Annotated in this window: 18 protein-coding genes; 7 read left to right on the top strand and 11 right to left on the bottom strand. The window is 73.0% G+C overall.

Going from position 1 to position 16,988, the window contains the following annotated elements; all coding sequences use genetic code 11:
• Nucleotides 1-14: 14 nt before the first annotated feature.
• Nucleotides 15-1,625 carry a ricin-type beta-trefoil lectin domain protein gene (locus ACZ6TV_RS28395; RefSeq protein ID WP_465300331.1) on the bottom strand — a complete coding sequence of 537 codons (1,611 nt, stop codon included), beginning with the start codon at nt 1,623-1,625 and terminating at the stop codon, nt 15-17.
• 503 nt (nt 1,626-2,128) lie between these two features.
• Between ACZ6TV_RS28395 and ACZ6TV_RS28400 the strand changes: the two genes are divergently transcribed.
• Nucleotides 2,129-3,304 (top strand): GH12 family glycosyl hydrolase domain-containing protein, encoded by a 1,176-nt coding sequence (locus ACZ6TV_RS28400; RefSeq protein WP_465300332.1) that lies wholly within the window; start codon nt 2,129-2,131, stop codon nt 3,302-3,304.
• Between the two features lie 44 nt (nt 3,305-3,348).
• On the opposite strand, the gene ACZ6TV_RS28405 is transcribed toward ACZ6TV_RS28400, so the two are convergent.
• The 3 genes from ACZ6TV_RS28405 to ACZ6TV_RS28415 all read right to left on the bottom strand — a co-directional run bounded on the left by ACZ6TV_RS28405 (nt 3,349) and on the right by ACZ6TV_RS28415 (nt 6,512).
• Entirely contained in the window at nt 3,349-4,164 is an 816-nt protein-coding gene (locus ACZ6TV_RS28405) for a DUF72 domain-containing protein (protein ID WP_465300412.1), read from the bottom strand.
• An 843-nt stretch (nt 4,165-5,007) separates the two neighbouring features.
• Nucleotides 5,008-5,598, bottom strand: a complete 591-nt coding sequence (locus tag ACZ6TV_RS28410) for a nucleotidyltransferase domain-containing protein (protein WP_465300333.1) — start codon at nt 5,596-5,598, stop codon at nt 5,008-5,010.
• Nucleotides 5,599-5,603: 5 nt separating this feature from the next.
• On the bottom strand, nt 5,604-6,512 hold the full coding sequence (locus ACZ6TV_RS28415; RefSeq protein WP_465300334.1) for a LysR family transcriptional regulator substrate-binding protein: 909 nt from the start codon (nt 6,510-6,512) through the stop codon (nt 5,604-5,606).
• Nucleotides 6,513-6,592: 80 nt separating this feature from the next.
• On the opposite strand from ACZ6TV_RS28415, the gene ACZ6TV_RS28420 reads away from it, so the two are divergent.
• Nucleotides 6,593-7,087, top strand: a complete 495-nt coding sequence (locus tag ACZ6TV_RS28420) for a DUF5997 family protein (protein WP_465300335.1) — start codon at nt 6,593-6,595, stop codon at nt 7,085-7,087.
• Between the two features lie 81 nt (nt 7,088-7,168).
• Here ACZ6TV_RS28420 and ACZ6TV_RS28425 read toward each other — a convergent pair whose 3' ends face one another.
• Genes ACZ6TV_RS28425 through ACZ6TV_RS28445 form a run of 5 tightly spaced genes read right to left on the bottom strand, consistent with a single transcriptional unit; the run spans nt 7,169 to nt 10,622 of the window.
• Nucleotides 7,169-7,642, bottom strand: coding sequence for a DinB family protein (locus ACZ6TV_RS28425; RefSeq protein WP_465300336.1), 474 nt, complete (start codon nt 7,640-7,642; stop codon nt 7,169-7,171).
• On the bottom strand, nt 7,639-8,562 hold the full coding sequence (locus ACZ6TV_RS28430) for a hypothetical protein (RefSeq protein ID WP_465300337.1): 924 nt from the start codon (nt 8,560-8,562) through the stop codon (nt 7,639-7,641). The genes ACZ6TV_RS28425 and ACZ6TV_RS28430 overlap by 4 nt, the downstream gene beginning before the upstream one ends.
• Before the next feature lie 12 nt (nt 8,563-8,574).
• Complete coding sequence (locus ACZ6TV_RS28435; protein ID WP_465300338.1) at nt 8,575-9,378, bottom strand: MerR family transcriptional regulator; 804 nt, start codon at nt 9,376-9,378, stop codon at nt 8,575-8,577.
• Nucleotides 9,379-9,417: 39 nt separating this feature from the next.
• Complete coding sequence (locus ACZ6TV_RS28440) at nt 9,418-10,290, bottom strand: UbiA prenyltransferase family protein (RefSeq protein WP_465300339.1); 873 nt, start codon at nt 10,288-10,290, stop codon at nt 9,418-9,420.
• A 59-nt stretch (nt 10,291-10,349) separates the two neighbouring features.
• On the bottom strand, nt 10,350-10,622 hold the full coding sequence (locus ACZ6TV_RS28445; protein WP_465300340.1) for a hypothetical protein: 273 nt from the start codon (nt 10,620-10,622) through the stop codon (nt 10,350-10,352).
• A gap of 191 nt (nt 10,623-10,813) precedes the next feature.
• On the opposite strand from ACZ6TV_RS28445, the gene ACZ6TV_RS28450 reads away from it, so the two are divergent.
• Nucleotides 10,814-11,512, top strand: a complete 699-nt coding sequence (locus ACZ6TV_RS28450) for an SDR family oxidoreductase (protein ID WP_465300341.1) — start codon at nt 10,814-10,816, stop codon at nt 11,510-11,512.
• A 4-nt stretch (nt 11,513-11,516) separates the two neighbouring features.
• On the opposite strand, the gene ACZ6TV_RS28455 is transcribed toward ACZ6TV_RS28450, so the two are convergent.
• Nucleotides 11,517-12,101: a hypothetical protein gene (locus ACZ6TV_RS28455; protein ID WP_465300342.1), complete on the bottom strand. Its 585-nt coding sequence runs from the start codon at nt 12,099-12,101 to the stop codon at nt 11,517-11,519.
• A gap of 125 nt (nt 12,102-12,226) precedes the next feature.
• Between ACZ6TV_RS28455 and ACZ6TV_RS28460 the strand changes: the two genes are divergently transcribed.
• The 4 genes from ACZ6TV_RS28460 to ACZ6TV_RS28475 are packed head-to-tail and all read left to right on the top strand — an operon-like array spanning nt 12,227 to nt 15,936.
• A complete protein-coding gene (locus ACZ6TV_RS28460) occupies nt 12,227-12,562 on the top strand; it encodes a muconolactone Delta-isomerase family protein (RefSeq protein WP_465300343.1) in 336 nt (111 codons plus the stop codon).
• 4 nt (nt 12,563-12,566) lie between these two features.
• Nucleotides 12,567-13,487, top strand: a complete 921-nt coding sequence (locus tag ACZ6TV_RS28465) for a zinc-binding dehydrogenase (RefSeq protein ID WP_465300344.1) — start codon at nt 12,567-12,569, stop codon at nt 13,485-13,487.
• A 45-nt stretch (nt 13,488-13,532) separates the two neighbouring features.
• The gene (locus tag ACZ6TV_RS28470) at nt 13,533-14,375 is read left to right on the top strand and encodes an alpha/beta fold hydrolase (protein ID WP_465300345.1); all 843 of its coding nucleotides are present in this window, start codon (nt 13,533-13,535) and stop codon (nt 14,373-14,375) included.
• A gap of 43 nt (nt 14,376-14,418) precedes the next feature.
• On the top strand, nt 14,419-15,936 hold the full coding sequence (locus tag ACZ6TV_RS28475) for a hypothetical protein (protein ID WP_465300346.1): 1,518 nt from the start codon (nt 14,419-14,421) through the stop codon (nt 15,934-15,936).
• Here the strand turns inward: ACZ6TV_RS28475 and ACZ6TV_RS28480 are convergent.
• Entirely contained in the window at nt 15,929-16,984 is a 1,056-nt protein-coding gene (locus ACZ6TV_RS28480; protein ID WP_465300347.1) for an LLM class flavin-dependent oxidoreductase, read from the bottom strand. The two genes, ACZ6TV_RS28475 and ACZ6TV_RS28480, sit on opposite strands and share 8 nt — an antisense overlap.
• Between the last annotated feature and the right edge of the window lie 4 nt (nt 16,985-16,988).

Consider the following 16,988-nt stretch of genomic DNA (forward strand, 5'->3'; position numbering starts at 1 on the left):
TTTTCGGGGGTGTGTTACGCGAGGCGCCAGTTCTGGTTGGACTGGCCGGCGCCGCAGGTCCACAGCTGCAGGCGGGTGCCGTTGCCGGTACCCCATGCCGTGGCGTCGATGCACTTGCCGGAGGCGGGGTTGGTGATGGTGCCGTTGCCGTTGACGACCCACTGCTGGGCGCTGTTGTTCAGGCAGGTCCACAGCTGCAGCACGGTGCCGTCGGCGGTGCCGGCGCCGGCCGCGTCGAGGCACTTGCCCGACTGCGGGTTGACGAACGTGTTGCCGCTGCGGCGCCACTGCTGCGCGCCGTTGCCGAGGCAGTCCCACAGCTGCACGGCGGCGCCGTCGGTGGTCCGGCCGCCGCTGACGTCGACGCAGCGGTTGGAGCCCTGCCCGATGATCCGGTTGACGGTGCCGGTGCTGCCGCCGGAGCAGGTGGTGACGAAGCTCCGGTCGGTGAGGCCCTGGCAGAAGGAGGCCTTCGCCGCGCCGTACCGGGACAGCCGCCCGTCGACGAACCAGGTGGAGTTCACCGGGAAGTCGAAACTTCCGTCCTGGATCCCGTCCCAGCCGTAGCGGAAGTCGAGGTCGATGTAGACGGCGGCCTTGATGACGTCACGCAGGTCGTAGTTGCCGGACAGGTTCGGGATCGGGCCGTTGTAGTTCATCAGGCCGAAGAGCCGCTTGACCCACATGTCGCCGCGGGTCTCCTCCATGCCGGCCGTGTCGCCGCCGTTGTCGGTGAAGTTCATCATCCCGGACTCCGACACGATCATCGGCTTGCCGTGGTCCTTGCTGAACTTCATCATCTTGAGCACGTTGCCGTCGTAGTCCCAGTTTTTCCAGATCGCCGCCTGGTTTCCGGACGAGTCGGTACCGATGTAGGCGTTGCGGCACTGCAGGGCGGCGGTGTCGTAGTTCTGCGGCGGCGTCCCGTTGTACAGGTAGCCGTTGTCGTAGATCGGCATGCACAGCTCGTGGGCGAACACGGACACGCCGACCCAGTCGGTGACGGCGTCGCCGGGGTACATCTGCTCGTACTCGCCGCGGACCGGGTGGAACACGTAGGTGACGTTGTCCTGCCGCTTCTGGCCTTCGATGAGCGACCGGATGCGGGCGAACGCGTTCTTGTAGGAGCTGCACGAGGCGTCGGTGCAGTGGTAGAAGCTGGACACCTCGTAGTCCAGGCGCAGGAAGAACTTCGCGTTCGGGTACTGGTTGATGAACGCGATGAGCTGGTTGAACTGCGCCGCGTAACCACCGGCGGCGAGCTCGGCGGTGACCGCACGGGAGCGGGCCGCCTTCGTGTTCTCGTCGCCGCCGTTGAAGCCGGGCGGGTTGTCCTTCCAGGACACGCCGACCTGGATCATCTTGCCCTGCTGGGCGAGGAAGGTGGCGTAGTCGCGGTGCCCGGTGTTGACCCAGGTGCCGGACTTGACCTCGTAGTAGACGGAACCGCCGCTGGGCGCGGCGGCGAATGACGTGTAGTCGTCCCACGACACTTTCGTGGACTGGCCGGCGAACATCAGCCGCCCACCGGCGGGCGCGAAGGTCGAGGCGCCGGCCGGCGCCGGTGCTGTCAGCACCAGCAGCGGCGCGAGCAGCGCCAGGACGGCGAGGAGTCGTCGCAACATGCCGACACCGTATGGACCCGTGCCGATGATCCCGAAGCCGTTTCGAAACGTGTCGTTCACAGGACCGTCACGGCTGACGCTCGCGGGACATGGACGTCACCGCGCGCAGCATTTCGAAACCAGACAGCGATGACGTTCGACGGGCAAATCCGCCACCCGCTGCCTCGCCGTACGCCGTCACCGCCTTCGGGCCGCCCCCGCCGAAGCGCCCAACCGCGGGAAGGTCACCGACATCGACGCCGCGTAGCGCTTCGACCGCGGCCCGAAGCTGCCCGGCGCGCACTCCGACATCTGGCACCCGGAGACCGTCCCCCTGCTGCTCTCGCCCGCCGCGCTCAGCCGCTGACGCACGGCCGCCGCACCGGCGGACCGAGGCGCTTTCGAAAGGTGGATGACCCGGGACATCGATGCCGATTGTTCGCGAAAAGTGGAACCGTCGGTCATCGCTGATCTACGGTGCGTGCGTCCTGAACCAGGGTTCCGCCAAACCCAGCGAGGAGCACATGTTGCCACGCGTCCGCGCCATGCTCGCCGCCGCCGTGATCGGCCTTGCCGGCACCGCGATCGGCCTCGTGCACACGACCAGTGCGCACGCCGACACGGTGATCTGCGAGAAGTACGGCTCGACCGCCATCCAGGGCGGCAAGTACTACGTCCAGAACAACAACTGGGGTGACGACACCACCCAGTGCATCAACGTGACCGCGAACGGCTTCCAGCTGACCCGGTCCGACCACAACAAGCCGACCAACGGCGCCCCGGGCTCGTACCCGTCGATCTTCGCCGGCTGCCACTACACGCTGTGCACGTCCGGCAGCGGCATGCCGATGCGGGTGTCCGACGCGACGTTCCAGAACGTGACGACCAGCGTGTCGATGACGTACGCCGGTGGCCAGTGGGACGCCGCGTACGACGTCTGGTTCGACCCGACGCCGCGGACCGACGGCCAGAACACGGGCGCGGAGCTGATGGTGTGGCTCAACCACGCCGGCGCGCCTCAGCCGGTCGGCGGGCGGGTCGCCACCGTGAACCTCGCCGGCGGCACGTGGGACGTGTGGTTCGGCAACATCGGCTGGAACGTCGTGTCCTACGTGCGCACCGCCGGCACCGGCTCGATCAGCTTCGCGGTCCGCGACTTCTACAACGACATGCTGGCCCGCGGGTACGCGCAGAACTCGTGGTACATGACGAGCGTGCAGGCCGGGTTCGAGCCGTGGCAGGGCGGTGCCGGCATGGCCGTCACCAACTTCAGCTACAGCACCACCGGCGGCAACACCGGCGGCGGGCAGACCATCGTCGGGCAGGGCTCCGGCCGGTGCGTCGACGTCAACGCGCAGGGCACCGCCGACGGCACCAAGGTGCAGCTGTGGGACTGCAACAACAGCGGCGCCCAGAAGTGGACCCGCAGCGGCAACACGTTCGTCAACCCGCAGTCGGGCAAGTGCCTCGACGTCCGCGGCGCCAGCACCGCCAACGGCGCCCAGGTGTGGCTGTGGACGTGCCTGAACAACTCCGCCCAGCAGTGGGTCGTCAACGGTAACGGCACCATCGTCAACCCCGCCTCCGGCAAGTGCCTGGACGCGTCCGGACGTGGTACCGCCAACGGCACCGGCCTGCAGATCTGGGACTGCTTCGGCGGCGGCGGCACCCAGTCCAACCAGGTCTGGTCGCTGCGCTGATCCGCACGCTGCCCCGCACGCACCCCGCGTGCGGGGCAGCGCACTCAGAACAGCGTCAACGGCTCGACCGGCTCCGGGTCGGGCAGGGCAGCCAGCTGCGGCAGCCTCGCCCGCACCGCGTCATGGAACTGCCTGGCGAGACCCGGCGCGCCGGCGTTGTCCGGCGTGTGCACGAACACCGTGGGCGACCGGCCCTCACGCAGCCAGCCGGTGACGACGTCCAGCCAGCCCTGCCAGCCCTCGACGGTCCGCCCGGGGTCGTCGCGCCCGAGGTACCGCACGATCGGACGCTGCGTGAGCGCGGCGGTGCGCAGCGGCACCCGCGGCTTCTTCGCCCACGCGTCCCGCTCGGCGTCGCTGGTCGGCGGGGCCGCGAAGAACGCGGTCGTGTCGAACGGGACCCATTCCGTGTCCGTCGCGGCGAGCGCCGTCTCCAGCGCGTGCGCGGCACCGCGGTCGGTGAAGAACTCCGGGTGCCGGACCTCGACGGCACAGTGCAGCGACGCCGGCATCCTGCGCAGGAACGCCGCCAGCACCGGCACGTCCGCAGGCCCGAACGACGCCGGCAGCTGCACCCACACGGCGTGGTTGCGCGGACCGAGCGGCTCGACCGCGTCGAGGAACGCCCGGACGTCGGCGCCCACGTCGGTGAGCCGCCGCTCGTGCGTCACCCGCTTCGGCAGCTTCACCACGAACCGGAACTCCGGCCCGGTCTGCTGCGCCCACGACACGACCGTGTCCCTGGCCGGCGTGGCGTAGAACGTCGTGTTGCCCTCGACGGCGTTGCAATGTCCCGCATACGCCCGAAGCCGCTCCCCTGGCGGCAGCTGATGCCCCGGCCATGCCTTGTGCGTCCACATCGCGCACCCCACATGCAGCCGCATCACAGCCGCACGCTACCGCAGCCCACCACCACCCCGCAGATCGACACCGCCGCCCACCCCACGCCGCCCACCCCACGCCGCCCGCGCAACGCCGCCACCCCACGCCGCCCGCGCAACGCCGCCGCCCCGCGCCGCCCGCCGCGCGTCCCGCGCCGCGCGCAACACCGCCCGCCAGCCCAACTCGGCGAGCCGCGCCAGGGAGGCCGCTCGCCCCCTTGGCGCGACGTCACGCGCTGCCCGCAGCCGGCGAGCCGCCGCAGACGCCGGCGGCGCACACCCCGGCGGAAAACGCGGACGCTTGCGCAGCCCGACACAGCGGCGCAGTTCGAGGGCATCACCCTCCCGCGACGCGCACCGCTGGTGGAACCGCCGGCCGGTGTGCACGCGGTTCCGGCGGCGGACCCTGGACGGCACGTTCGATCGGATCCGGGCCGGGCGCGCAGGCCACCGCGGACGCTGCGGGCCGGGCCCTCGGGTTCCTGCTCACCGGCCGCAACGTCAATGACCGCACCCAGGTCACCGACGTCATGAACACGGTCAGCGTCGCCCGGCCCGGCTCCGGCCGGCCCCGCCTGCGCCCGGACAACGTCATCGCCGACAAGGGACCCAGCACCGACTCGTTCGAGGCCACCGTCACCATCGCCGCCGTCCTGCAATCGCTGCAACTCGTTGAAGTCACTCGGCCTCAACCCCGTCGGCACCACCTCCAGGCAGCAGGTCGTCGACGCCGTCGCCGCACACGCGGCGACCCTGCCCGCGGACGCCGTCGCCCAGCGCGGCCGGCGAGGAGGCGCACACTCCCGGACGGAGCGCCGCCCGCTACCGCAGGTCGGTGAGGTGCCTCAGGTCGAGGATGTCGACGTCGCGAGGCTCGTATCCCTGGTGGAACTCCCGCTGCAGGCGGGCCGAGATGCACGGCACGGTCCGGCCGGCGATCGTCCCGGTGGTCAGGTCGATGGCCGGATAGTCGAACCAGCCGCCGTCGAGCCCTTCCTGCCGCCCGCCGCCGCCGTCGAGCCCTTCCTGCCGCCCGCCGCCGCCGTCGAGCCCTTCCTGCCGCCCGTCGCCGCCGTCGAGCCCTTCCTGCCGCCCGTCGCCGCCGTCGAGCCCTTCCTGCCGCCCGTCGCCGGCGGCGAACACGACGGGGTGCAGGTCGACGTGGCCGGCGCCCGGCTTGGCGAGCTCGACGCGGACGGGCCGCCAGTCGGTCTCCACCTGATAACCGAGCGCCTCGAGGGCCCGCAGCGCCGCCGCCTCCCGGCGGGCGTCGATCGCGAGGTCAAGGTCCCGGTGCGGGCGGGTCTGCCGGCCCACCAGAGCGTCGACGCCCCAGCCGCCGGAGATCCAGCACGGACAGCCGGCCGCCTCCAGCGCATCCAGGACCACGTGCACCCCCGCGGCGTCCATCATCCTGGTCAGCGTCCCCGCCGTCGTGGCTGCCCCTTCGCCGGCGCGCCACCCTTCTGCTGCCGGGCCGCCTGCTGTCTCGCCTGGCCACCTGCCTGCTTCGCCTGGCCACCTGCCTGCCTTGCCTGGCCACCTGCCTGTTTCGACGGCTGCCTGGCCGACTGCCCGGTCTGCTGTTTCGCCGGGTCCCGAGCCGCGTCCCGCCTGGGCTGCCCGGGCTGCCCGGACGAGGTCCGCGCGGCGCTCCCGGCCGGGTCCCGGGCGGAGTCCCTGCCGGGGCCCCTGCCGGATTCCCTGCCGGACTGGCTCGCCGGCTGCGAGGTGGAGCGCCCGCGGGTGCTGTTGGCCGTCCGGCCGCGGACGATGCCGATCATCTCCTCGACCAGGTCGGTGTGCCGGTCACGGACCCAGGCGAGCCCGATCGACGACGCCGGCGCGTCGGTCACGAACCGATAGGTGAGGTCCTTGCGGTGATGCGCCCGGGCGAGCGACTGCGGCACGACCAGCACACCCGCCGACGCCGCGACCCACTCCACCGCCGCGGCCGTCGTCTCCGGCCGCTCGGGCAGGACGGCGCCGGGCCAGGAAGGCCAGGTCAGGACGTCGTCGAGCGGGGTCAGCAGGGTCTCGTCGGCGAGGTCGGCGACGGTCAGCTCCTCACCGGCGGACAGCAGGTGATCCTTCGGCACGACCACCACGGTCGCCTCCGTGTAGAGCGGGATCGCGTGGAACTCGGCCGCGTCCACCGGCAGCCGGACCAGGCCCGCGTCGGCGCCGGCCGTCAGCAGCCCGGGGGCCTTGGCGGCCGGGGCGGGCTCCACCAGCAGGTCCACGTCAGGCACGCGGGCGGACCAGGCCCGGGTCCACTTGTCCACGGTCACCCCCGGCACGACGAGCAGGCGAAACGTCGCTGACATGACACCTCCCCCACCTCGACCGGACCACCACAGGCTACCCGCCACGTATGACAGAACCCGGCCGCAGCTACCCTGACGCAGTGAGCAAGCCGAAGAAGTCCCAGGTGATGAAGCCCTCCACGGCGGCGCTGAAGCTTGACGTGTATCTGCCCGCGACTCCGCAGGAGTTCCAGGACGGGATGGTGTCCCGCGAGGAGCTCGACGAGATGCAGCAGAACCCGCCGCAGTGGCTGGCGGACCTGCGTCGCGACGGCCCGCACCCGCGCAACGTGGTCGCGGCGCGGCTGCGGGTGTCCAACAGCGGGCTGGCGCGCGGAGGCATCACCGACCCGCTCACGAGCGCGCAGATCGCCGCCCTGGCCGCGGACCCGCCGGAGTGGCTGGTGCGCGAGCGCGAGACCCACGCCGAGAACAAGCGCGAGGAGCGCCGCCTGCAGGCCGCCCGCGAGGAGGCCGCGGCAGCACCGGCCCCGGTCAAGAAGACCGCCCCCGCCAAGAAGGCGGCCGCCGCGAAGAAGAAACCCGCGCCGAAGAAGGCCGCCGCGCGGAAGGCCGCACCGCGCCGCGGAAGGTAGACGCGAAAAGCAGACGCGAAAAGCAGACGCGAAAAGGTAGACGCGACAAGGCAGACGCGACAAGGCAGACGCGAAACGACGCTAGGCGCCCGACAGCAGCTGCTCGCGCAGGATGTCGGCGTGGCCGCAGTGCTGCGCCAGCTCCCGCAGCAGGTGCAGGTAGACCCAGCGCAGCGGCAGCGGCCCCCGCCGGTTGCCGGGCAGCAGGTCGTCCAGGTCCAGCGGCGCGACCGCCTGCCGGGACGCCGCGCACGCCTGGCGGAACGCCGACCGCACCGACTCGATCGTGTCCGTGGCCGACAGGGCGAAGGACTCGTCCGGCGTGTCCGGAATGCCGATCGAAGCACGGGACCGCCCCGTCACGGCCTCGTCGAACCAGACCTTCTCCACGAACGTCGCGTGCTTGACGAGGCCGAGCAGCGTCGTGCGGGACGGCACCAGCGAGCGCCGGGCCTGCTCCTCGGTCACCCCGTCGAGGGATGCGTCGAGCGCCGCCCGGTGCTCGTCGATGAACGCCTCGAGCTGGACGCGCAGCGGCGCGTGGAATTCGCTCACGCGTCACGGTACAGCGCGTCGCGGAGCAGCCCGTACGTCGGGGCGAGCGCCCGCAGGCGCGCTGCGGCCGTGGCGAGGTCGCCGGTGACCATCGGCCGCTGCAGCGCGCCGACGAGCCGCGCCTGCGTGGCGGCGATGGCCGCGGCGTCCGGGTAGCCGGCCAGGAGCAGGCAGTCGGCGGTGTCGCTGAGCCGCCGCGCGCCGACCCGGATCGCGAAGTGGATCAGGTGGTCCCGGGGCCCGTCGCCGGCCTCGACGAGGTCGGCGACGCGCAGCGCGGCGTCCGCGTTGCCGAGGCTGCCCGCCGGCATGTCCAGGCCGGCGCGCCCGTCCAGCCACTCCACGGCGGCCGGGACGACGGCGCGGATCGCGTCCGCGTCGGTGACGTCGGCGATCCGCCTGAAACCGGTTCGCATCGTGTACGGGTCGCCGTAGCTGACCGTCTCCGCCCGCCATGCCGTCATGAACTCGCCGACCGGCATCTCCGCGTAGGGGTACCCGTGCGGATCGTGCATCAGGACCCGCTCGTCGTCGACGTCGAGGACCACGACGAAATGATCGGCGCCGATCGGCCCGGTCATCTCGGGTTGGTGCCGCAGCAGCCCCATCTCGACGGGCCCGACCCACACCGGCCCGTCGTGCGCGGCCGCGGTCAGCCTTGCGAGCGCCTCCCGCGGGGTGCCGCCGCTGTCGACGGCCGACGTCCAGCCGAGCGCGGCGAGCGCGCCGCCGAACCCGAGGCCGGGGTTCCAGCCGTACGCGTCGAAGTACACCTCCGTGCCGCCGACGAGCTGCATGCCGAACGGGCCGCAGGTGGCCACCTCGATGACCGCGGTCGGGGGCGCCGCCTCGCCCATGAGCATGGCGAAGGAGTTGGCGTAGCAGTACGGGCCGTTGCCCACGTAGGCCAGATGCCGCATCGGACGCCCTTCCTATGACCGCGAGACCGGGAACGCGACGTCGAAACGCGCCTCCCCGGTGCCCGGGTAGATCTCGTACCCGTGGCCGGTGATGCTCAGCCCGCCGGCGGCGTCCGTCCACGCGGCGACCGCGTCGTACACGCGGATGATGAGCGGGAAGTCCTCCAGCGGCGCCGGGACGGGCAGGAACGCCTCGGTGTGCGCGGGGATCAGCCGGAGGGACACGTCGGCGGCGGGTTCGGCGGTGCCGTCGTAGGCCACGGTCACGTCGACCAGCCCTTCGGTGTCCGGCGCGACGAGCTCCCGGAAGTGGACCCGCAGCACGCCGCCGTCCGCCAGACCGCAGTGGCGCAGGTGCGCGCGGATGTCGCGTTCGGCGGTGCGGATCAGGTGCGGCAGCTCCGCGACGCTGACGTGCCCGCTGCGGCAGGCGACCTTGGTGGCCGGCACGTCGCGGAGCCGGACCAGGCCGGCGATGCCGAGGGCGTCGCGGCCCCGGTCGAGCTCCTCCACCACGGCGGCCCGCTCGTCGAGCAGCTCCCGCTGGGTGCGCAGCCAGCCGCGCAGCTGCAGCGCCCGGTCCTGTGGGCTGAGGTCGGCGAGGAACCGGATCCGGGCGAGCGGCAGGCCGAGCCGCCGGAGCCGGCCGATCAGCCGGGCGCGGGGCAGCTGGTCCGGCGTGTAGTAGCGGTAGCCGGTCGCCGGGTCGACCCGCGCCGGCACGAGCAGCCCCTGCTCCGCATACAGGCGCAGCGCCTTCGGCGACAGCCTGCCGGCCGCGCCGAACTCCTTCGCCCGCAGATGTCCCCCGTCCATGCCGCCGAGTCTGCGGTCTGCCCTTGGGGCGAGGTCAAGTCAGCCGATGTACGCGAGCGCGAACCCGACGGTCGGGATCCCGAACACGACCGACAGCACGGCCATCCTGGTGATCGTGGGGCGGCGGGTCAGGACGGCGTACGCCGCCAGCAGGACCGGCGTCATCAGCAGCTGCGGTACGAGCGTGGAGCGCGGCACCAGCACGTCGCACCAGGCGCACACCACGGAGATCGCCAGCGCCGACCCCCACAGGGCGACGCCGAGCCGGTGCGCGAACCGCGGACCGAACCGCACGGCAAACGTCGTGTCGCCGGCGCCAGTGTCGGCGGCGAGGTCGGTGACGGTGGTCGGCACGTACAAGGCCGCGGCGAACAGCAGGCCGATGAGCCCGAACTGCCACGGGAACTCCCACGGCGGCCGGGTGATCGCCCAGCCCGCCGCCGGTGACACGGCCCCGACCACGAGCGCGTTGACCGCGACGTCCCAGCCGGGCCGGGTCTTCAGCCGCAGCGGCGGCACGCTGTACGCCCAGCCGAGCAGCAGCACCCCGGCGACACCGAGGACGAACAGGGGTCCCACGTACAGGGCGGCCGCGACGCAGGCGAGCGCCAGCCACCGGTACCAGAGCCGCAGCCGCCTGGCCGAGACCGCCCCGGTGACCAGCGGCGCCGTCGCCTTGCGCGGGTTGTCGCGGTCGCTGCGCAGGTCGTTCTGGGCGAGGACCGCGCCCCAGATGAGCGGCCCGAGCACGAGCAACGCCACCAGCGCGCGCGTCGTGTCGGCCGGCGCGGGCAGCCACCGGTGGCCCGCCAGCACGGTGCCGAGGTAGGCGGGCACCCAGGACACCGGCCAGAACCACGGCCGGGACACGGCCACGAGCAGCGCGGCCGGACGTTCCAACACCGCCGTCATACCTGCATCATCGTCCGGCCCGCCTGTGCCCGCACTGAGAGCCGCGTCATGGACGCGCGTCACTCCAGCAGCGGCTCCGCCCAGGCGGCGTGCGTGAACTGCCACGCGCCGGCGATCCGCTGCCGGACCCGCCGGTCGTGGCGGATGGTGTACCGCAGGCCCTCGACCTCCACCACGCCGCACTCGGTGCCGGGCTGGTCGAGCGCCGAGGACACGACGGTCACCGGCCAGCCGGCCTTCGTCGCCTTGTGCTGCCACACTTCGAACGCCCGCTGCCGGCCGTTCTCCTCGCTCACCTTCGCGATGATCTCGACCGGATCGATCCGTGCCATGCGGGTGCTCCTCGCGGAAAAGGCGGAACGTGGTTCGGACAGCCTCACCGTACAGAGCGGGGGCGGCCGTCCCGTCCCCCCGCGGCGCGGTGTTCGAAGGCCGGACACATGGGTGCGTGAGGCGGTCCGCACGGCTGAGGTAGCACAGGTCGGCGGTGCCATACGGTGACCGGACGACCTCAGGAGGTAATGTGGACATCGACGGATCCGTCGCGCTCGTCACCGGGGCCAGCCGTGGGCTCGGGCTGCACATCGCCCGGGAGCTGCTGGCCCGGGGTGCGGCCGTGTATGCGACCGCCCGGGACCCGCGCACCGTCGACCTGCCCGGCGCGACGGTCCTGCCGCTCGACGTGACCGACCCCGCCTCGATCGAGGCCGCGGCGGCCGCCGCCGGTGACGTGACGCTGCTGGTCAACAACGCGGGCGTGGCGACGTTCTCCAACCTCGTCGCCGGCGACCTCGACGACATCCGGCTGGAGATGGACACCCACTTCTACGGCACGCTGCGGATGATCCGCGCGTTCGCCCCGGTCCTCGCCGGCAACGGCGGCGGCGCCATCGTCAACCTGCTGAGCGTGCTGTCGTGGATCACGTTCCTGGACGCCACGTCGTACAGCGCGGCCAAGGCGGCGCAGTGGAGCCTCACCAACGGCGTCCGGCTCGAGCTCGCCAAGCAGGGCACCCAGGTCACCGCCGTCCACCTCGGCGCCGCCGACACCGACATGATGACCCGCTGGGACGTGCCGAAGCTGACGCCCGCGTTCGTGGCGGCGGCCGTCGCCGACGGGATCGCCCGCGGCGACCTGGAGGTGCTCGTCGACGACGCCGCCACCGGTGCCAAGGCCGCCCTCGCCGCCGATGTCCGGGTGGTGTACCCCCAGCTGCCGTGACCGGTCAGCGGGTGGTGCGGCCGGCGGCGAGGGTGCAGGGGACCTCGGGCGTGTCCCAGGTGACCGGGCCCTTCTCGTGGAAGGTGCCGTCCTGGAAGAGCACGGTGTTGTGACGGACGATGAGCCGCCACACGTCCTCCTCGTAGTCGCCCTGGGCGTGCAGGACACCGTCGACGTCGTGGTCGAAGGTGAACCCGGCGAGCTCGGCGGCGTAGACGCGGCCGTCGACCGGGGCCCGCAGCTCCGCCTGGAGGGTGGCGCCGGGACGGAGGAACGTGTCGACGAGGTACAGCATCCAGCGCTCCGAGTCGTAGAACTTCTCCTGGTTCTCGTCGAACTCGATGCCGTCGCCGGCGGCGGTGGGCACCCACTTGCACCAGGCGTTGGGCTGGCCCGGCGGCGGGCTCGCGTAGTCGATGACGTCGGGCTCGTCGTCCTGGCCGCAGTATCCGCCGGCGCCGACGAAGTAGGGGCCCTTCGACCGGTGGATCCGGCGGGTGAGCGAGAACTTCGTCAGGTAGCCGATCTCGGCCGGGTTGAGCGGTGGCGTGACCGTGATCCGCCCCGTGAACCAGGTCTCGTATCCCATCCACCGGACCCTACCGGCAGCGGGCGGCGCGTGCTCCAGGAGTGCTCCAGCCTCACTGCATCACCGGCGAACAGGCTGGTCCGTGACCCCGCAAGCGGTGCGGGGCAACGCTCGCGGAGGCCAGCATGGCACTGTTCGCCGTCTTCACGCACCAGAACCCGATCGGGATCAGCTCGGACGAGTTCCGGCACCGGCTGCCGGAGGGTTTCGGGTACATCCAGGGACTGATCGACAAGGGCATCATCAAGCACAGCTGGATCGTCGTGGGGCAGTCCGGCGGCCTGAACATCTACGACGTCGCCTCGCACGAGGAGCTCACCGACGTCCTCTACGGCAACCCGCTCTCCTCGCACCTGCGCCTGGAGGTGCTGCCGCTGTCGACGCCCGGAGGGTTCGACGTCGACGCGTTCGCGAACCGCGACGTCCAGGCCGACGGCGCGTCCGCAGCGGCCGCGGGCTGACCCGGTGCGGGCGCTCGTCACCACGGGCGGGGGCGACCCGGCCCTCGCCCCGGCCGAGGTCGGCGAGCCCGATCCGGCGTCCGGCGAGGCGCTCGTCGCCGTCACCGCCGCCGGGCTCAACCGCGGCGAGCTGACCGTCGCCGCGACCGCGCCGGCCGGGTCGCGGCTCGGCTGGGACGTCGCCGGGGTCGTCGAGCGGGCCGCCGCCGACGGCTCCGGCCCGCCCGCAGGCACGCGGGTCCTCGGGCTCGCGGGCCGGGACGGGTTCGCGGAACGGGTCGCGGTCCCGACCGGCCACCTCGCGGTCCTGCCGGACACGGTCCCCGACACGGCCGGCGCGGCACTGCCGGTCGCGGGTCTCACCGCCCTGTACGCGCTGCGGTACGCCGGCTGGCTGCTCGGCCGCACGGTCCTGGTGACCGGCGCCGGCGGCGGTGTCGGCCGGGTCGCGGTGCAGCTCGCCGCGGCCGCCGGCGCGCGGGTCCTCGCGCAGGTCGGCGGGGCGGGCCGCGGCGACGGCCTGGAGAAGCTCGGCGCCTCGGTGGTCGGCCAGTACGGCGACGACCCCGCCGAACCCGTCGACGTCCTCCTCGACAGCGTCGGCGGGTCCACATTGGAGCTGGCGTTCCGGGCGGTCGCCGCAGACGGCGTCGTGGTCAGCTTCGGCAACACGACCCGCGAGCCGCTGCGGCTGCCGCTGGACTGGGGGCGGCTGCGGCCGGGGGTGTCGCTGCGCTCCCTGTACCTGTTCCAGGAGACGCGGCGGCAGCCGGTGGGCCGGGACCTCGCCACGCTCGCCGGTCTCGTGGCGCAAGGCCGGCTCGACCCGCAGGTCGCGCTCACCGCGCCGTGGACGGACCCGCTGCCGGCGTGGCGGGCGCTGCGCGACCGGCAGGTCAACGGCAAGGCGGTCCTCACCCTGTAGCGGGACCCCAGCGAGGGTGGACCGCCCGTTCGTACGGTCGCAGGCATGGCAACCTTCACCAGCTTCGACGGCACGGTCCTGCACTACGAGTCGATCGGCGACGGGCCACCGCTGGTCCTGGTGCCCGGCGGGCCACGAGCCGCCGGGTACCTCGAGGACCTCGGCGGCCTGTCCGCGTCCCGGACCCTCATCCGCTACGACGCCCGCGGCACCGGCGCGTCCGCCCGACCCGCCGACCCGGCCACCTACGCGTACCCGGTCCTCGCCCGCGACGTCGAGGCGCTCCGGACCCACCTGGGACTCGAAACCCTCGACCTGCTCGGCCACTCCGCGGGGTCGGTCGTCGCGAGCGCCTACGCCGCCGCGCACCCGGCCCGGATCGCCCGCCTGGTCCTCGTCTCGCCGAGCCCGCAGCTGTACGGCAAGGGCGGCGACGACGTGGGCGACATCCTCGGCACCCGGACGGACGCGCCCTGGTACGCGGAGGTCGGCGCCGCCGCGGGCGAGCTGCTGAGCCTTGCGCCGGACGCCGCGCCGTCGACGGTCTTCGACGTCCTGGACCGCTACACGCCGGCCGCGTACGGCCGCTGGGACGAACGCCAGCGGGCACACGCCGCGACGCAGCGCGCGCAGTTCGCGCTGGAGGCGTGGTCAGGATTCTGGGCCGGGACGGACAACGGCTGGCTCGACGACCTCGCCACCCTGCCCGCGCCGGTGCTGGTGCTGACCGGCGACCGGGACGCCCTGACCGGCGTCCGCATCGGCGACGTCGCCGCCGCCGGTCTCCCCCACGCCGGGCATCTCACCATCTCCGGTGCCGGCCACTACCCGTGGGTCGACGAGCCGGCCGCGTTCACGGCCGCGGTCAGCGACTTCCTGAACGCCTGACTATTGCCTCGCGTCCCGCCGGTGCGCACGGGACACTGGGCGGATGCGGCATGAGGGTACGAAGGGGCGGCTGCGCTGGTCGCCCCGGCTGGCAGGGCTGGCGGTCAACCCGGCCCTGCCGGCGCACCTGCTCGACGCGCTCATCGCCACCGGCGACGACGAGATGTGCGACCGCCTCGCCGAGCGGGCCGACCTGTCGCCGGGCCAGGTCCTCGCCCTCGCGGCGCGCAGCACCGGCGCCGCTGTGCAACTTGTCCACAGTGGACAGCTGCGGGCGGACCTGGCCGACGGGCGCGACGAGGACGTGGCGGTGGCCCTGTTCGACGCCACCGGGGCGCCGCCGCAGTGGGCGCACGCGCTCGCCGCGTCACCCGATCGACGGATCCGTGAGCGGCTCGCGTCCGCCTCCCACACCCCCGCCGAGGTGGTGGCGCTGCTCGCGGACGACCCGGACGCCGAGGTCGCGGCGGAGGCGGCCCTGTCCCCGCGGATGACCGGGCCGCTCGCCGACCGGCTGGCCCGGCACCCGCACACCCGGGTCCGCCGGGCCCTCGCCGCGAACGAGGCCACCTCCGCCGACGTGCTGGCCCGCCTGGCGCTCGACGGCGGACAGCCGGCGGCGCTGGCCTGCCCCGGCTGCGACGGAGACGCCCCGTTCTGGTGGACCTGCGACGGCGGCGACCACCAGGCCGCCGTCCACGACATCCAGGGCGCGGCGGCCGAGAACCCCGCGACGCCCGCGACGGTCGTGCTCGCTCTCGCCGGTCATCCGGGGCCCTGGGTCCGCTGCGCGGTCGCCGCCCGGCCGGACCTGTCGCAGGACGCGTACGCCCGGCTGGCGACCGACGACGTGCCCGCAGTCCGGCACGCGGTCGCCGCCAACCCTGCCGTCGACGGGGCACTGCTGCGGCGCATGTCCACCGACCGGACCCACGACGTGCAACGGCTCCTGCTGCACAACCCGGCCGTCCCGCTCGACGTCCTCACCGCTCTCGCCGGGACGGTCAGGACCGGGCCTGCGCTGCTGCCGCGGATCGCCGCCGCCACCCCGGACGAGCTGCAGGCACTCGCCCGTTCCACGGACCCGGCCGTCCGGATGCTCGCCGCCCACCACCCCGGCCTGATCGGCGACCTCGTCGACGCACTCGCCGGTGACGCCGACGCCAAGGTACTGAAGGCGATCGCACCCAACCCCCGGGTCACCGAGGCGCGCATGCACGCGATGCTCGCCGCGCACGGCACCCGGGTCGCCGGCACGCTGGCCCGCAACCCCGCCTGCCCCGCCGGTCTCCTGCTCCGCATCGCCACGCTGCGGCCGTCGGCGAAGCTCGCCCTGCGCGGGATCGCCGGCCACCCGAGCGCGACCGCACCGGCGCTGACCGCTTGCCTGACCGACGACCGGGCCCGCCCGATAGCCGCCCGGCACCCTGCCCTGGACCCCGCGACGCTGCTCACCCTGCTCCACGGCCCCGACGACGACGTCGCCGAGGCCGCCGCCGCCAACCCGGCCCTGCCGCAGGCCGTCATGAGCGCGATGACGGCCTGCGGCGCGGTCAGTTGAACTTCGGCAGGACCTGCTCGCCGAAGAGCCGGACAGTACGCTCCGACTCGGCCAGCGGCATGTTGCCCGAGACGACCTGCAGGCTGATCGTGACGTCGCCGAACCAGTCGCGGATCGTGGCGAGCCGGTCGACGACCTCGGCCGGGGTGCCGACGAGCGCCTTGTTGTCGCGCAGCGAGCTGTCGAAGTCGGCCGACGACACCTTCCGCACGATGTCCTCGTAGCCCTCGTATCCCGAGCTGCGGGTCGCGGACCACGCCGACACCGCCTCCAGCAGGCGGGCGTTCGTCCATTCGGAGTAGCGGCGGCCGTTGTCGTACGCTTCCGAAGGGTCCTCGGAGAGGTAGCAGTTGTAGCTGAGGTGGATGTCGCCGCCGGCCGGGTCGAGGCCCGCGGCGTCGCGGGCGGCCCGGTAGCCGGCGATCATCTCCTGCACCTTCTCCCGCTTGTTGATCGACGGTACGAGCAGCAGCCCGTACCCGTTGCGCCCAGCGGACTCGGCGGACGACGGGGTGATCGCGGTCGCCACGAGGATCGGCGGGTGGGGACGCTGGAACGGCAGGGGCAGCAGCGTCACCGGGCCGAAACTGTGGAACGTGCCCTCGAACACGACGCCGGTCTCCGTCCACAGCCGCCGGACGGCCAGGACGCCCTCGTCGAACCGCGGGCGGCTCTCGTCGAGGGGGATGCCGAACGCGGCGAACTCGTCGGGCAGGAACGCGCGGCCGAAACCGACGTCGAGCCGGCCGTGGGAGATGTTGTCGAGCATGGCGAGCTTCCCGGCGAGCTTCACCGGGTGGGTGAACGCCGGGATGACCGCGCCGGTGATCAGCCGGATCCGGGTGGTGCGGGCGGCCGCGGCGGCCAGGAACGTGACCGGGTCGGGGCTGTAGCCGCCGTACGCGAAGAAGTAGTGCTCGACCGTCTTCACATGGTGGTAGTCGAGCGACTCCGCGAGCTCGACGAGCGCGAGCGCGTCGTCGAAGTAGGAGGCCGCGTCCTTGTCGTCGGGGCCGACGGTCGGGAACAGGTTGATACCGAAGCGCATCGGA

Source organism: Dactylosporangium sp. NPDC051087 (assembly GCF_055586325.1).

Coding starts and splice junctions, on each gene's coding strand:
- ACZ6TV_RS28395 (WP_465300331.1), bottom strand. CDS start 1,625: ATGTTGCGACGACTCCTCGCCGTCCTGGCGCTGCTCGCGCCGCTGCTG.
- ACZ6TV_RS28400 (WP_465300332.1), top strand. CDS start 2,129: ATGTTGCCACGCGTCCGCGCCATGCTCGCCGCCGCCGTGATCGGCCTT.
- ACZ6TV_RS28405 (WP_465300412.1), bottom strand. CDS start 4,164: ATGTGGACGCACAAGGCATGGCCGGGGCATCAGCTGCCGCCAGGGGAG.
- ACZ6TV_RS28410 (WP_465300333.1), bottom strand. CDS start 5,598: ATGATGGACGCCGCGGGGGTGCACGTGGTCCTGGATGCGCTGGAGGCG.
- ACZ6TV_RS28415 (WP_465300334.1), bottom strand. CDS start 6,512: ATGTCAGCGACGTTTCGCCTGCTCGTCGTGCCGGGGGTGACCGTGGAC.
- ACZ6TV_RS28430 (WP_465300337.1), bottom strand. CDS start 8,562: ATGCGGCATCTGGCCTACGTGGGCAACGGCCCGTACTGCTACGCCAAC.
- ACZ6TV_RS28435 (WP_465300338.1), bottom strand. CDS start 9,378: ATGGACGGGGGACATCTGCGGGCGAAGGAGTTCGGCGCGGCCGGCAGG.
- ACZ6TV_RS28440 (WP_465300339.1), bottom strand. CDS start 10,290: ATGACGGCGGTGTTGGAACGTCCGGCCGCGCTGCTCGTGGCCGTGTCC.
- ACZ6TV_RS28445 (WP_465300340.1), bottom strand. CDS start 10,622: ATGGCACGGATCGATCCGGTCGAGATCATCGCGAAGGTGAGCGAGGAG.
- ACZ6TV_RS28455 (WP_465300342.1), bottom strand. CDS start 12,101: ATGGGATACGAGACCTGGTTCACGGGGCGGATCACGGTCACGCCACCG.
- ACZ6TV_RS28460 (WP_465300343.1), top strand. CDS start 12,227: ATGGCACTGTTCGCCGTCTTCACGCACCAGAACCCGATCGGGATCAGC.
- ACZ6TV_RS28470 (WP_465300345.1), top strand. CDS start 13,533: ATGGCAACCTTCACCAGCTTCGACGGCACGGTCCTGCACTACGAGTCG.
- ACZ6TV_RS28475 (WP_465300346.1), top strand. CDS start 14,419: ATGCGGCATGAGGGTACGAAGGGGCGGCTGCGCTGGTCGCCCCGGCTG.
- ACZ6TV_RS28480 (WP_465300347.1), bottom strand. CDS start 16,984: ATGCGCTTCGGTATCAACCTGTTCCCGACCGTCGGCCCCGACGACAAG.